The sequence below is a fragment of the Allorhizocola rhizosphaerae genome (assembly GCF_003426775.1).
GTDB lineage: Bacteria > Actinomycetota > Actinomycetes > Mycobacteriales > Micromonosporaceae > Allorhizocola > Allorhizocola rhizosphaerae.
The window spans coordinates 1-13,518 of sequence record NZ_QJUG01000223.1; the positions used below are offsets into that span (position 1 = coordinate 1).

The window sequence follows — 13,518 nt, forward strand, 5'->3', positions numbered from 1 at the left end:
CGAGCACGGCGCGGGCCGCGGGCGGCGCACTCAGCAAAGCGCGGCGCAGCTTGGCCGGGCTCTCGAACAGCTCCGACGCGCCGAGCGCGGCCGCGGGCCGGCCCAGCCCGGCCGGGAACGGCGACGACACCTCCTCGATGGCGGGCACCAGCCGCAGCGCCTCAGGATCGCCGTAGACCAGGAAGCGGGCGCGCAGCCGGTCGACCGCCGCCGGCGCGCCCTCATGGGACGTGAAGGCGCGCAACCCCGAGACCGAGGGCTCGTCCAGCAGGCGCAGCCCATCGAGGATCTCCAAAGTGAACTGGTCGAGTCCGTCCAGGGCGCGGGCCACGGAGATGGTCGACTGAGCGCGGGCGGCCAGGGCCGCGGTGTCGCTGGGCACGGGCGTGAGCAGGTCCGGCCGCAGCCGCAGCAGCGCGCCCAGGGCCTCGTCGGGGAGGGCCCGCACCTGATCAGCGAACTCGTTCATCGCTTAAAAACATAGCCCGGCATGCAGGTCCCCGTACTCCTCGATGCGGCCGGGGACGGTGTGCAGCGTGAAGTCCTCCATCTCGAAACCGCCGGACTCGACCTCGTCCCAGGTCAGCGGCGTGGAGACGGTCGGGATCGGACCGGCGCGCAGCGAGTACACGGACACGGTCGTCTTGAACAACGCGTTCTGGCTCCAGTCGATGAACACCTTGCCGGGGCGCAGCTTCTTGTCCATCTGATCGGTGATCATCTTGGGGGCGGCGCGGGCGAACTCGCTCGCGATCTTTCGTGCATCCACGGGAGCCAGGCACGTCACCTGCATGCCCTTCTTGCCCGACGTTTTCGGATAGGCGTCGATCCCGTCCACGGCCAGGCGATCGCGCAGCGCCAGGGCGACGGCGCGGCACTCGGGCAGGCCGGTCCCCTCGCCCGGGTCTAGATCGAACACGACCCGGTCGGGCGGGTGGCCGTCCTTCCATTGATGCGTATGCAATTCGAGCGCGGCGAGGTTGGCCAGCCACACCAGCGTCGGCAGGTCGTTGCAGATGATCTGCTTGTCCCGGCTCAGCGGGACCCAGTCGGGCTTTCCGGGCGGCGCCGACTTCTCGTAGAAGCCCTCGGCGTCGGCCCCGTTCGGGAAGCGGACGCGGGTGAGCTGCCGGTCGCGCAGGTGCGGCAGGAGCACCGAGGACACGCGTGTGTAGTAGTCGATGACCTCGGCCTTGGTCGTGCCGTCGGGATACATCGGCTTGTCCAGATTGGACAGCGCCAGAGTACGGCCGCCCACCTTAACTCTCATCGACCACCTCCGAGGGGAGCAGATCCGGCCGCAACCGCAGGAACACTGGAAACCGTAGCCGCCCGTCGCGGGTAATCTCGCCGTAGCGGACCTCCACCACCAGCACCGGCTCGACGTAGTTGCCCCGTTCCGCCTGTCCCGCAAAGGGACTGTCCGGCCGCGCCAGCTCGTGCAGCACCGGAAGCAGGGTCGCCTCCGTCCCCGCCGTGATCCCTCCGCCCACTCTCCCTCGATAGATCAAACCCCTTGGCGAGGGGGTACCGATCAAGAGCGCACCGAGCGGCCGAGCCCCCGGCCGCCACCCGCCGATCACGAAGTCACCGGTGCGCACGAACTTGTACTTGACCCAGTCGGGTGAGCGCGCCCCCGGCCGGTACGGCGAATCCAGCCGTTTGGCGATCACGCCTTCCAGGCCGAGCTCGCGGGCCGCCGCGACGGTTGCCGGGCCGTCGTCGAAGCGCGGTGAGATGGTCAAGTCCAGCTGTTCGAGGATCTCGCGGCGCTGCGCATAGGTCAGGTCGGGCACGATGATGTCGAACGCGATGAACGCGGGCGTGACCGTGCGCTGCATGGCCTGGAAGCTCACCCGCCCGTCCGGCCCGAACGCCACGAGCTCCCCATCGATGGGCGCCTCCACACTCACGCCCAGCGGCGGGCCCGACAGCTGCAGCCCCGACCGGCCGTAATAACGCCCATCCTGGTAGATCGCGCGGTAGCCGTCCCACTTCACCTCATACGCCCAACCCGGCCCGCTCGGCAGCGGCCCAGGCGTGGCAAACATGGGCCGGATCGGTACAGTCATGCGGCTTTCTTCTTGGTCGCCTTCTTCGCGGCCTTCTCAGGCGCGGCCTTCTTGGCGGTCGTCTTCTTCGCGGGCGCGGTCTTCTTGGGCGCGGTCTTCTTGATGGGCGTCACGGTCGCGGGCGCCCCGCCGGGCGGGCGGCCGGAGCGGGCCCGCTCCACGGACTCGCGCAGCGCGGCCATGAGATCGATCGTGGGCGCCACCTTCTCCTCGGTGGTCGGCGGGGTCACGGTTTCCCGCTTGCCGACCTTCACGTCGATCACCTGCTGCAGCGCCTCGCGGTACGAGTCGGTGAACTGGTCGGGGTCGAAGTCGGCGGCCATCGAGTCGATCAGCGAGGTGGCCATCTTGACCTCCTGCGGGCGCACGTTCACCTCGTCGCGCAGGAAGCCGAAGTCGGCCTTGCGCACCTCATCGGGCCACAGCATGGTGTTGAGCACGAGCACGCCGTCGCGCACGCGCAGCGTGGCCAGCGCCTCCCGCTGGCGCAGGGCGACCTTCACCACCGCGACCCGGTCGGCCTCCTCCAGCGCCTCGCGCAGCAGCATGTAGGGCTTCACGCCGGCTGCTCCGTCGGGCTCCAGGTAGTAGGCCTTGTCGTAGAAGATCGGATCGATCTGCTCCGACGGCACGAACTCGAGCACCTCGATCGCGCGCGACGACGACAGCGGCAGACTCTTGAAGTCGGCGTCGGTCAGGATCACCATCTCGCCGCCACCCATGTCGTATCCCTTGGCGATCTCGTCGTAGCCGACCTCCTTGCCGTCGAGCGAGCACACCCGCTGATACTTGATCCGCCCACCGTCCTTGCGGTGGACCTGGTGGAACCGGATGTCCCGGTCCTCGGTCGCCGAATACAGCTTCACCGCGATTGACACCAGCCCGAAGGACACCGCTCCCTTCCAAATCGCTCTCATGTTCATGAAGCTACTGTCGTGTCCATGGGAGCCGTCGAAGATTGGCTGAACTCGTATCACGGCAGGCTGCGCAGTGCGATGGGCGACGCGACGCTGCTCTTCCTCGCCGCGCGGGGTGTGATCCGCAATGAGCGTGGCGAGTTCTTGTTGATCAAGCGGACCGACAACGGCATCTGGGCGTTCCCCGCGGGCGCGATGGAGATCGGCGAGTCGCTCGCCGAGTGCGCCATCCGGGAGACCTACGAAGAGACCGGGCTCAAGGCGGAGCGGGCGACGCTGTTCGCCTTCCTGACCCACCCGCGCTACACGTTCACCAACATGTTCGGCGATACATACCAGCACATCTCCGGGACCTATCTGCTGGAGGACATCAGCGGCGAGCTCAACCCCGATCCGGAGGAGGCGACCGACGCCGGCTGGTTCGGCCTGGACAACCTGCCCGACCCGGTCTCGGGCATCGTGGTGTGGTCTGCCGGACACCTGGCCGAATTTGAGGCGACAGGCAAACTGTTCCTCGATTAACCTCGTCACCGCCCGCGCAAAGATCGCGCAACCCGCACACCGGGGGCAGCGGCATCTGCCGGGCGAGTTGCTCGGATGAGGAAAGTTGAGCCCCCGATGGACCTGTCACCGCTGCGGATACGCGACTTCCGCCTGCTGTTCGGCGCGGCAGGGGTCTCGTCGTTTGGCTCGATGATCACCTATGTGACGATCCCGTTCCAGATCAAGGAGCTGACGGGTGACCCGCTGATGGTGGGCCTGCTGGGCCTGTGCGAGCTCGCGCCCCTGCTGTTGATGGCGTTCGTGGGCGGGGCGCTCGCCGACTACATGGACCGGCGCAAGCTGGTCTTCTGGTCGGAGGTCGGCTTCGCGCTGCTGACGATCATCCTGTTGGTGAATGCCTTACTTGGTACCCCCCAAATCTGGATTTTGTTTGTCATAGCGGCACTGGCCGGGGCCATTGACGGGATTCAGCGGCCCGCGATGGACGCCATCATCCCGAGGCTTGCGCCCACCGAGAAGATGCCGGCGGTGGCCGCGCTCAATTCGCTGCGCTGGCAGGCCGCGCAGATCGGTGGCCCGGCCATCGCCGGACTGCTGATCGCCAACACCAACATGGCGACGGTCTACGCGATCGACCTCGCGACGTTCGTGATTTCGTTGGTGTGCCTGGCTTTCCTGCGCGCCGTGCCGCCTCCGGAGGCAGCGGACCGGCCGTCGGTGAAGTCCGCTGTGGAGGGTCTGCGCTACGCGAAGAGCAGACCCGAGCTGCTGGGCACCTATCTCGTGGACATCAATGCGATGTTCTTCGCCTTCCCCGTCGCGCTGTATCCGTTCCTCGCCGACAGGTTCGGCGGGCCCGCGGTGCTGGGCCTGTTCTACGCGGCGCTGTCGGCCGGGTCGCTCGCGGTCACGCTGACGTCGAAGTGGACCGGGCGGGTGCACCGGCACGGGCTGGCCGTGTTGCTGGCCGCGGGAGTCTGGGGCGTGGGCATCGTCATCTTCGGGCTGTCGGGATGGCTGTGGCTCGCGCTGGTGGGCCTGTTCATCGCGGGCGCGGGCGACATGGTGTCGGGCATCTTCCGCGCGGTGATTTGGAACCAGACCATTCCCGACTTCCTGCGCGGACGGCTGGCCGGGATAGAGATGCTCTCCTATCTGATCGGGCCACAGCTGGGGCAGACCCGGGCCGGGCTGAGCGCACGTCACCTCGGCAGCGCGGGAGCCGTGCTGTGGGGCGGGGTGTTCTGCGTGGCGGGCACGGTCGCGCTGGCGTTCGTGCTACCGGCTTTCCTGCGCTACGACGGACGAGACGGGCTCAAGCGCAAGGAGGCCGAAGAGGCGGCGCGGGCCGATCAGATACGCGTCGCGGCCGAGCGGGATCTCGCCGCGAACCCCGGCTGAGTGGCTCGCGTGCCCGAGCGTGAGATCGCCCGGGTCGAGCACGTCGGTCAGGTCAAGCTGTTCGGGCGCGACGCCCGCGTCGAGGATCTGCTTGCGCAGCATGCCACGGTTGTCCGGCTCCCAGATTTCGTTGTCGCGCCACATGATGAAGCCGGCGTCGGCCCAGCCCGGGAAGCGCGCCTCCGGGTCGCCGAACTGCGGGAAGTTCGGCCCGCTGATCGCGGCCACCAGGCGCAGCCGCGCGTCGGAAACGTGGCAGCCGTAGTGATCCGTGGCGATCTTCAGTGCGTCCATCGCCGCCATGTTGAGGCGGGTGAGATGGATGTAGCCATGCGCGCCCGGCAGTTCGACGGCGAGGAACCCGCAGTCGGCCATGTGGGTCGCGAGCACCAGCTCGGCTTCGGCGGCGGTGAAGTAGGCGGCGTAGTCCGGGATCAGCTCACGGAACCCGCCCCGGCGCGGTTTGATCAGGCCGGGATCGGTCTCGTCGTGGAACCCGACAGCGTCGCCCGCACAGCCGATCGCGAGCACGTGGTCGGTGTGCAGCCCGAGTTCGTCGAAGATCGCCTGTAGGTTGAGGTCAGAGCAGTCGCGGCCGGCGTTGTCGTGGGCGGGCGGTGCTTGGCATCCTCGCTTCGCACAATCTTTGGATCGGGCACAGGTGCCGCGAGAGACGGATCCGTGGGTGCGCATACGGCTCACCACGGCAATCGATCTTTGGCCTACCCGGGCGAACCTCATGGTGAAATTGTCCGGAAATCTGGTGTAATTTGCGGCGAAACGCGCGGGCTTGACCGACTACTACGTAGCGCGTAATAGTAGGCGAGTGGCACGAACCTCGATGCGCTGGCTCATCCGCCTCCATCCGCGGGCGTTCCGTTCGCGTTATGCGCCATGTGTGGTCCACCATTCTCGGCGCCATCGCGCTCACCCAGGCGCTCGTGCTGCTGGCGGTCGGGCCGCGCCACGCCTTCACCGCGCTGTGGACGCTCAGTGCCAACCATGGCGTCGACACTCCGTTCACCACTCACGTGCCATTAGTGATCCTCAATCCTGCACTCGCCCTGGCGCTGGCCTTGGCACGCTGGAGGGGTGAAGGAAAAAGCCAAGGCGCACAACGCACCGCACCACGAGCGGTTTGAGCCGCCGAGCGAGGATCAGCAGCAGGCCAAGCCGAGCGGGACGGGCTGGATTGACGAGCGGCCGCCCGCACCGCCGCCTAAGCCTGGGCCTGACCGCCCTCCAGACGGCTGAGCTCGGCGCGCAGCGCCTGAATCTGGGCGTCGCGCTCCCGCAGCACCTCGGCGTGCAACCGCTGCAGCTCGGCCATCTCGGCCTGATGCCGCTGCTGCACCAGCGCCTGGGTCTCGGCCGCCTTGGCGTCGATCCGCTCCAGGATCGCCGTGGCGTCCACGTCGCCGCCACCACCGCTGCGAACCAGCTCGGTCAGCGCCTGGATCGCGGCCGCCGACGCGGCGTCCCGGGTCTGCTCGGCGGCGGTCGCGGCCTCCAGTCGCTTCAGGGCTTCGTTGGCCCGGTCCACCCCGGCCCACGTCCATGCCACCGCCGTGCGCGCCATATGGTTCGCATACTCGGAGCCGGCCGGACCCTGGCCCAGCCTCTCGTCCCAGGACATGTCGTCGTCTCCAGTCAGTAGGGAACGCAGTTGGTCGACGGTGCCCCGGAAGGCGTTGGCGTCGGTCACGCTGGAGGCCCCGTCCACGTCGGCATCCGACGTGAACTGCCAGATGTCGGGCAGCCGGTTGCCGTAGGCGTCGTCCCAGCCCGTCCCGTGGTCGCCGCCCGCGTTGGCGTAGATCCGGGCCGCGGACCCGGACGTGCCGCCCGCGTAGTGCGATTGGACCAGCGGCCCGGGCAGCTCGCGCAGGTTGGCCCCGCCGTAGTAACCGTTGTGCAGCCACCGGGGCAGGTAGTAGGCCAGCGGGCGGGAGTCCACCGCGTGCCAGGCGTCACGGAAGCGCAGTACGTCCGCGAAGCGGGGCCACAGATCGTTGGAGATGAGCTCCTGGTAGCGCTCGATATCGACCATCGCCCATTGGCAGCCGTACGCGTCGAGCTCCCGGCGGAAGTAGTCGACCTGGCGGCGCATGCTGCCCGCGTCGCCACGGACCAGGTTGTGGTAGCCCCCGCGCAGAGAAAACCCGGCCCCTATCGCACCGCGCTGAAAGGCGCCGAAGTGCCGGGTCGCCGGGTTGAAGCCGGACGGATCCCCGTACGTGGCTCGCGCGATCATGACCTCGGACGTCACCGCGCAAACCCGCGACCAGTCAAGGTTGCCGCCCCGTCGGCTCCAGTCGTGGTGCGATACATCGACCCACAGAACCGTCAAGACCGCCGCCCTCCTGCCCGCGCCCGGTCAACATCGATGAGCCCAGATGGGCCATATCATGACACGCCGAGCGAGACGACTCCACTGCTGCGAGCCGGACAGCAAAAGGCCCAGGGCAGGGAGTCCTGACCTGGGCCTTTCTTTCCGAGCCGCCTAACGGAATCGAACCGTTGACCTATTCATTACGAGTGAATCGCTCTACCGACTGAGCTAAGGCGGCGACGCCGCACAACTATACAGGCTTTCCGGCGGCGCGGTCACAAGGGATACCACCCTGCACGTGAGATGCATATCTACCGCAGGAGACCGAGGCGAGATGACTGCGGCCCATGAGGCCGCGCGATTGCTCGCACCGGGTATTGCAATTAGTCTCACCGCCTGTGACCGTCATCCCACCGCGCGAGCCGTCGGACACCTACCTGGACACCTCACGCCGCCGGCCGAGCCGGCTCGACCCCGAAGAACTGGGGTTCACGCCCCGCCGGCAGGTCGCCTGGCTGAGCCCCACTCAGCTGGCCGCCACCGGCATCCGGGTCGCCTTCGCCGCCCAGTTCGGCGCGTACCTGGACAAGCGGGAGCTGCAGCTGGCCCTGCCCACCCAGGTGCACGACGAGTACGCCGCGAAGGACGAACTGTGGATCGACTACATCGCTGACCTGGGCGACGGATTCGACGCCACGTACTCGATGGCCTACCTGCTGGCGCAGGACCAGCTCGACACCGGTGAACGGGCGCTGCCGCGGGCCGACGTGCTCGTGCTGGGCGGCGATCAGGTGTACCCGACGGCCTCAGGCGCGGCCTACGAGGACCGGTTCGAGGGGCCTTACAAGGCGGCGTTCCCAAAGGCGTTGAGTGATACCAGCCCGCACATGTTCGCGCTGCCCGGAAACCACGACTGGTACGACGGGTTGACCGCGTTCCTGCGGCTGTTCGCGCGGCGTGGGGACTCGCACATCGGCGGATGGAAGACCCCGCAGACGCGAAGTTATTTCGCGCTGAAGCTGCCGCACAGGTGGTGGCTGCTGGCGCTGGACGCGCAGGGCGAGGCCTATTTGGACGATCCGCAGCTGGAGTTCTTCAAGGGCATCGCGGCCACGTTCGAGGCCGGGGATCGGGTCATCATCGCGACACCGCAGCCGTCGTGGGTACAAACTGAAGCTCATCCTCGGTATTACGACACGCTTGACTATTTCCTGCGCACGGTGATGGACCCGAGCGGGGCCGAGGTCGCCGTCATGGTCAGCGGGGATCTTCACCACTACTCGCGTTACAGCTCGCCGAACCTGCCTCGGCAGCTGATCAATTGCGGGGGCGGCGGGGCCTACACCGCCGCGACGCACCACCTGCCCGAGGAGATCACCGTCCCGCCGAAGCACTCGGTGACACGCCGGGCAAGCCCGCAGACGAAATACCGGCTCGCCAAGACATATCCCAGCAAGATGCGCTCGAAGTGGCTCGGCAGCGGGGTTTTCGGCCGCCTGCCCTGGCGCAACCCGGGCTTCACCACGTTCCTGGGCATCCTGCACACCATGCTGCTGCTCGCGTTTCAGAACGAGGCCGGACGGATCCTCACGATCCCGATCTTCCTCATGGTCAGCGTCGTGATGGCGGCCTGCGTGTTCTTCGCGGTGGGGTTGACCGAAGGGCAGCAACGCTTCGTGCCGTTCCTATTAGGAGGGTTACATGGCGTGGCGCATATCCTGTTCGGCGTCGGCGGCTGGCTGATCTGGCGGGAGCTGCCGTTCCGCGACCTCAAGTGGCCGCTGCCCGCATTGTCGGCGGTCGTGGTCTACCTGCCCGTGGCGGGGGTCGCCGCGGCGCTGCTGGTGTCGCTCTATCTGCTCATCGCCGCGAACTTCAAGGTGAACGTGAACGAGCTGTTCGCCGGGCAGGGAATCGAAGACTTCAAGAGCTTCCTGCGTATGCACATCGCGCCGGATGGGACGCTCAACATTTACGCCATCGGTGTGGACAAGATTTCCAAGAGGTGGGTATCGCAACCGGCTGACAGCTGGTTCCGCCCGAAAGAGCCGATGAAGGCGCGTCTCGTGGACGACCCGGTGGTCTTCGCCCCAGCTGCCGCGCCCAGTGACGCGTCGGTGTCTTAGGCGAGGTGCCGTTCCTCATACGCCTTGCGGCTTGCGCACACCGACGCCTTCGGGCACGTGGTGTGCGAGCCGTCGGCGTTGAGGCGCACGACCACCGCGCCTTTGGGCACGAAGTGGCCCACGACGCGGCCGTCACCGTCGAGAGACGTTCGAGGCAATGGGCACGACCGTTATGACACCCGCACCGTTACGGTGTGCCCCGGTGTTGGCTGCGTCGTTGCTGATCACGATCACCGGTCTGGTCTTGCTCGCTTCCGCTAGTGCTACCGCTAGTGGCAAGCTGCGACTCTAGTGGCCGACCACAGCGCTTCAGCGCTCCGGCCCGCTCGCCGTGTGTCGCTCCTCGTACGCTTTGCGAGACGGGCAGGTGTCGGCAACGGCGCAACGCTTCACCGATCCATCGGCTTGCATCCGCAGGACCAGGGTCTCGCTCGGAGCGTGCCTGGACACCACGCGGGCATCTTCCCCGCTCTCAAGGGTCACACGCTGCCCTGAGTAGTAGTCGTTAGTGCTGCTTGCGGCATACAGCGGATGTTCGTACTTCAGGCAGCACATGAGGCGGCCGCACGCGCCCGAGATGCGCATCGGGTTGAGTGGTAGGTCCTGATCCTTGGCCATGCGGATGCTGACGGGCTCAAACTCGGTGAGGAAGGTCGAGCAGCACAGGTCACGCCCGCATGAGCCGATGCCGCCCTGCACCTTGGCCGAGTCGCGCGCGGACAGCTGGCGCAGCTCGACCCGGCACTTGAGTGTGGCGCCCAAATCCCTTACCAGAGAACGGAAATCGACCCGGTGTGGTGCCGTAAAGTAGATTGTGGTCCGGGGCCCAGCCCCCCACGGCTGCTCCTCCGGGGGCACGTCATCGGCGCCCGGCGTGTGATCCACCGAGATCACCTTCATCGGCAGCTGATGCTCGCGGATCAGCCGGTTCGCGGCGATCCGCGCCTCCGCCTTGCGCTGCCGGATGAGCGCGTCGCGTCGCAGGTCCACATCTTGGGCAAACCCCAGCAGCCGCGGAAACCCCGAGGTCTCTTCGTCTATCCACTGCGGCGCCCACATGCAGTCGGCCACCTCAGGCCCGTCGTCGGTGGGCACCAGCACCTTGTCGCCCACCTTCGGCGAGAACTCGCCCGGGTCGAGATAATACAGCCGCCCATATTTGTTGAACGCGACGGCGCAAAGCATGCCCATCGCCTCATACTAGCCATGTAACCGCGCTTGCCCAGGGCATGACCGTTTCACGCGAAACCATCCGGGGCCGGAGTGTGCCACTCACCAGCCACCGAACGAACCAGCTAGCGGACTAAAGTCACCGCGCAGCAGCAAATCCCGGCGCGGGCGACGCAGACCGCTCACCGTCGCCGCGGGTCGCCAAGCAGGCTGGACGCGGTCCGGCGCAACACGGCTCGACGCGGCGCAACGGGCTCGACGCGGGTCGACGCAAAGCGGCTCGACGCGGGTCGCTGAGCAGAGTGTGCGCGGGTCGCGAAGCAGGGTCTGCGCGGCGCAAAGCAGATCGGCGCGGCGCAAGCGGGTGAAGCGCGTCGCTAAAGGTCGACGCGCAGAGTCCCGGTGGGATGCGGCTGCCCGGCCCTGTGCCCCGGGACGGCACCTGGCGGCGAGGTTATGGGGTCGAGCCGTTTGATCCAGGCATCGGTAATGTCGAGCGCGCCCTCCCAGAACCGGTCGGCCTCAGCGAGCAGCTCGGCGCCAAGGTCGGCGGCAGCCGAGGCAACGGCCGTGGGCAGCGCGCCACCGGGGGAGAGACTGGCTATCAGAAAGGAAGGAACGCCCGCCGGAATGCCCCCGCTCAGCACGCCGGCCGCCGACGCCGACGAGCCGCCTCCCAGTCCCACGCGCAACGGCCACTCACCGCTCGCGAATGCATCACCACCCCGCGAGCCGCCCGCGAAAGCATCACCGCCCGGCGAGCCGCGCAGGGAAGCATCACCGCCCGGCGAGCCGCGCAGGGAAGCATCGCCGCCCAACGCCCCGCCCGCACCCATGCCTCCCGCTGCCGCAGCGAGCCCCGCGCCCCCTGCGGCAGCATTCCCACCTCCGCTTAGCACACCGCCCGTCGAGGAGCCGCCGCCCAGAACCACAGACTTTGACGCCCCACCGCCCGCGAACGCGCCTCCGCTCAATGAGCCGACGGCGGAGGTGCTCCCGGGCGGCACGCCGTTGGAGGACGAGCTGGACGGCGGAACACCGCTAGGCGAGGCACCGCCGAGCAGCGAGCCGGGCGACACGCCGTCGGACGGTGGGACACCGCTAGGCGAGGCACCGCCGGGCAGCGAGCCGGGCGACACGCCGCCGGACGGCGGAACACCGCTAGGCGAGGGACCACCGGGCAGCGAGCCGGGCGACACGCCGCCAGAAGCCGGGTAGCCCGCGGCGATGAGGATGACGCATTGCGTGCTGGTCATGGCGGTGGCCAGGGTGTGAGCTAAGCGGGCGCGGCCATCCGCCATCCAGTCGGCGAGCTCGTCGAGGTAGCCCGCGAGCGTGGCGGCATTGCCTGCCAGCGTGTCATGATCGCCGCGCGCCGTGTCTAGCCGGGCAGCGAAGGTCGCGGCCGCCGCGCCCTCCCATGTGGACGGTGGACGCAACAGGCTGTCGACCGATGCGCACCGCTCCCGGTGCGCGCGCAGCACACCGGCCCGCTCACGCAACGGCTCGGGCTCCCAGGCGAGGATGCTGGCCACGGCGGCACCGGGCAGCAGGCCGCCCCGCAGCAGCAGTGCCACGACGGGGTGCCCGGCCGGCGCGCCGTGATTGGCGAGCATCGCATCCACCCGAGCCAGCAGAGATTGGGCAGCCGCGTGCAGCCTGAACAAGGCGTCCATCACCCGGCCTCCCCACCGGACGCGTGAAAGCTCGCGCCGTCGCCCGCAGGAGAGCCCTCCGCCCGAAAGGCGCCCGCAGGAGGACCGTCCGCAGGCAGACCAGCCGCCCGAAAGCCACCCGCAGGAAACCCGTCCGCCGACAGACCAACCGCCCGAAAGCCACCCGCGGGAGGACCATCCACGCGAAGGCCGTCCGCGCGAAAGCTGTCGCCGGCGCGATAGTTGCCGCCCGCCAGGCGAACCGATGCCGACAGCCCGGCGAGGTTGCCGGCTAGGCGGCCGGCGAGCTCGACCTGGCCGGCCCAAGCCGCCTGCAGGGCCGAGGCAACCGCCTGCGCCCCCGGGCCTCGCCCGTCGAGGACCCACTCGTGCCGCGTGAGGTCGGACTTCATCTGCGCCACATCGTCGGCCGCCGCATCGAGCCGCCGCGCGATCTCGTCCATGGTTACTTCGCTCCCCCCAGCCGTTCGTAATCGCTGAATGTCTCCTCGAAGAGCTTGCGCCTGGCCCACTCGGCCGCCTCGTGCGCCGCCGAGATCGCCTGCTGGATGGACCGCGAGAGCGCGACACGATCGGTGCCGTCGAGCGAGCCGATCAGGCTCACTCCCCGCACCGCGCCATCCGCTCCGACGACCACCTCCACGGCGTTGTCGGGCGAACGCACGCACACCTCAAGGCGCTGCATCGCGCGGGCAAACGACTCCTGCTTCTCCTCGATGCGGCGATAGCTCGCGATGGCTGCCTCGACCCAGGCGTCGTCGATCTCACGAGCCATCCGCTGCGCCTCCCCGTAGGCGGAACCAAACTGTGGCGATGACGCTACCGAAGCCCCACAGCCCTCGAAAGGCCTGTGGATAACCGTGTGGATAACCCCCTAAGCAGGGCTAACCTTTCCACAGGCGAAGCATCATGGCCTCGACCGCGATCCGCGGCTTGACGTTGGCATCGATGGCGGTCCGGCACTCCAGGATGGATTCGAGCCGGCGAAGGGTGCTCTCCGGGGTCCAGCGCCGCGCCGCAGCGGTGGCCATCTCCTGAACGTCCTTATGCACGGGCCGCCCCGACCCTCCCCATTGGAGGGACAGGACGTCTCGATAGAACCCGGCCAGGTCAATGAGCGCCCGGTCAAGCGCATCCCGCTGCGCCCGCGTGAAACGTGACTTCTGCCGCCGCTCAAGCTCTTTTAGCTGCCCGGCCATGCCGCGCGCCGCGCCCGCCGCGCCCTTGCCCGTGCCACCGGCGCCCAGCGCGGTCTCCATCGCCGCCCGCTCGGACGCGTCGACCGAGGCCGTCGCGGCCTCCGACTCCGCCTCGGCCGCC

General features: G+C 68.3%; 14 protein-coding genes, 1 tRNA gene and 2 pseudogenes. 4 read left to right on the top strand and 13 right to left on the bottom strand.

The features are described from left to right. The 4 genes and pseudogenes from DM816_RS33600 to ku form a co-directional block, all read right to left on the bottom strand. Positions 1-469, bottom strand: a pseudogene (locus DM816_RS33600) (helicase-associated domain-containing protein); the annotation flags it as partial. A gap of 3 nt (positions 470-472) precedes the next feature. Continuing rightward, positions 473-1,270 (bottom strand): non-homologous end-joining DNA ligase, encoded by a 798-nt coding sequence (gene ligD, locus DM816_RS33605; protein WP_117214501.1) that lies wholly within the window; start codon positions 1,268-1,270, stop codon positions 473-475. Continuing rightward, the gene (locus tag DM816_RS33610; protein WP_246002507.1) at positions 1,260-2,072 is read right to left on the bottom strand and encodes an ATP dependent DNA ligase; all 813 of its coding nucleotides are present in this window, start codon (positions 2,070-2,072) and stop codon (positions 1,260-1,262) included. The genes ligD and DM816_RS33610 overlap by 11 nt, the downstream gene beginning before the upstream one ends. Beyond that, positions 2,069-2,989: a non-homologous end joining protein Ku gene (ku, locus tag DM816_RS33615; RefSeq protein WP_117214513.1), complete on the bottom strand. Its 921-nt coding sequence runs from the start codon at positions 2,987-2,989 to the stop codon at positions 2,069-2,071. The genes DM816_RS33610 and ku overlap by 4 nt, the downstream gene beginning before the upstream one ends. 24 nt (positions 2,990-3,013) lie before the next feature. Here ku and DM816_RS33620 point away from each other — a divergent pair, with 24 nt between their 5' ends. The 3 genes from DM816_RS33620 (at position 3,014) to DM816_RS33630 (ending at position 6,036) form a co-directional block, all read left to right on the top strand. Continuing rightward, a complete protein-coding gene (locus tag DM816_RS33620) occupies positions 3,014-3,511 on the top strand; it encodes an NUDIX domain-containing protein (protein WP_117214503.1) in 498 nt (165 codons plus the stop codon). Positions 3,512-3,586: 75 nt separating this feature from the next. Next, positions 3,587-4,894 (top strand): MFS transporter, encoded by a 1,308-nt coding sequence (locus DM816_RS33625; protein ID WP_246002508.1) that lies wholly within the window; start codon positions 3,587-3,589, stop codon positions 4,892-4,894. A gap of 887 nt (positions 4,895-5,781) precedes the next feature. Continuing rightward, positions 5,782-6,036 carry a hypothetical protein gene (locus DM816_RS33630; RefSeq protein ID WP_117214505.1) on the top strand — a complete coding sequence of 85 codons (255 nt, stop codon included), beginning with the start codon at positions 5,782-5,784 and terminating at the stop codon, positions 6,034-6,036. A 77-nt stretch (positions 6,037-6,113) separates the two neighbouring features. Here the strand turns inward: DM816_RS33630 and DM816_RS33635 are convergent, their stop codons facing one another. Together DM816_RS33635 and DM816_RS33640 are read right to left on the bottom strand one after the other, a co-directional pair. Continuing rightward, positions 6,114-7,163, bottom strand: coding sequence for a hypothetical protein (locus DM816_RS33635; RefSeq protein ID WP_162908097.1), 1,050 nt, complete (start codon positions 7,161-7,163; stop codon positions 6,114-6,116). Between the two features lie 228 nt (positions 7,164-7,391). Continuing rightward, positions 7,392-7,464: transfer RNA gene (locus DM816_RS33640), tRNA-Thr, on the bottom strand. A 160-nt stretch (positions 7,465-7,624) separates the two neighbouring features. Between DM816_RS33640 and DM816_RS33645 the strand changes: the two genes are divergently transcribed. Next, positions 7,625-9,352: a metallophosphoesterase gene (locus tag DM816_RS33645; protein WP_246002509.1), complete on the top strand. Its 1,728-nt coding sequence runs from the start codon at positions 7,625-7,627 to the stop codon at positions 9,350-9,352. Here the strand turns inward: DM816_RS33645 and DM816_RS43095 are convergent. The 7 genes and pseudogenes from DM816_RS43095 to DM816_RS33675 form a co-directional block, all read right to left on the bottom strand. Then, the gene (locus DM816_RS43095; RefSeq protein ID WP_162908096.1) at positions 9,349-9,510 is read right to left on the bottom strand and encodes a hypothetical protein; all 162 of its coding nucleotides are present in this window, start codon (positions 9,508-9,510) and stop codon (positions 9,349-9,351) included. The two genes, DM816_RS33645 and DM816_RS43095, sit on opposite strands and share 4 nt — an antisense overlap. Continuing rightward, positions 9,485-9,586, bottom strand: a complete 102-nt coding sequence (locus tag DM816_RS46005) for a hypothetical protein (RefSeq protein ID WP_425455306.1) — start codon at positions 9,584-9,586, stop codon at positions 9,485-9,487. The genes DM816_RS43095 and DM816_RS46005 overlap by 26 nt, the downstream gene beginning before the upstream one ends. Before the next feature lie 75 nt (positions 9,587-9,661). Continuing rightward, positions 9,662-10,543, bottom strand: coding sequence for a PSP1 domain-containing protein (locus DM816_RS33655; protein ID WP_117214509.1), 882 nt, complete (start codon positions 10,541-10,543; stop codon positions 9,662-9,664). Between the two features lie 356 nt (positions 10,544-10,899). After that, positions 10,900-12,198: a hypothetical protein gene (locus DM816_RS33660; RefSeq protein ID WP_117214510.1), complete on the bottom strand. Its 1,299-nt coding sequence runs from the start codon at positions 12,196-12,198 to the stop codon at positions 10,900-10,902. Further along, on the bottom strand, positions 12,198-12,641 hold the full coding sequence (locus tag DM816_RS33665) for a type VII secretion target (protein WP_117214511.1): 444 nt from the start codon (positions 12,639-12,641) through the stop codon (positions 12,198-12,200). The genes DM816_RS33660 and DM816_RS33665 overlap by 1 nt, the downstream gene beginning before the upstream one ends. Before the next feature lie 2 nt (positions 12,642-12,643). Then, positions 12,644-12,973, bottom strand: coding sequence for a YbaB/EbfC family nucleoid-associated protein (locus DM816_RS33670; protein WP_117214512.1), 330 nt, complete (start codon positions 12,971-12,973; stop codon positions 12,644-12,646). 109 nt (positions 12,974-13,082) lie between these two features. Further along, a pseudogene (locus tag DM816_RS33675) lies at positions 13,083-13,518 on the bottom strand (DNA polymerase III subunit delta'); the annotation flags it as partial.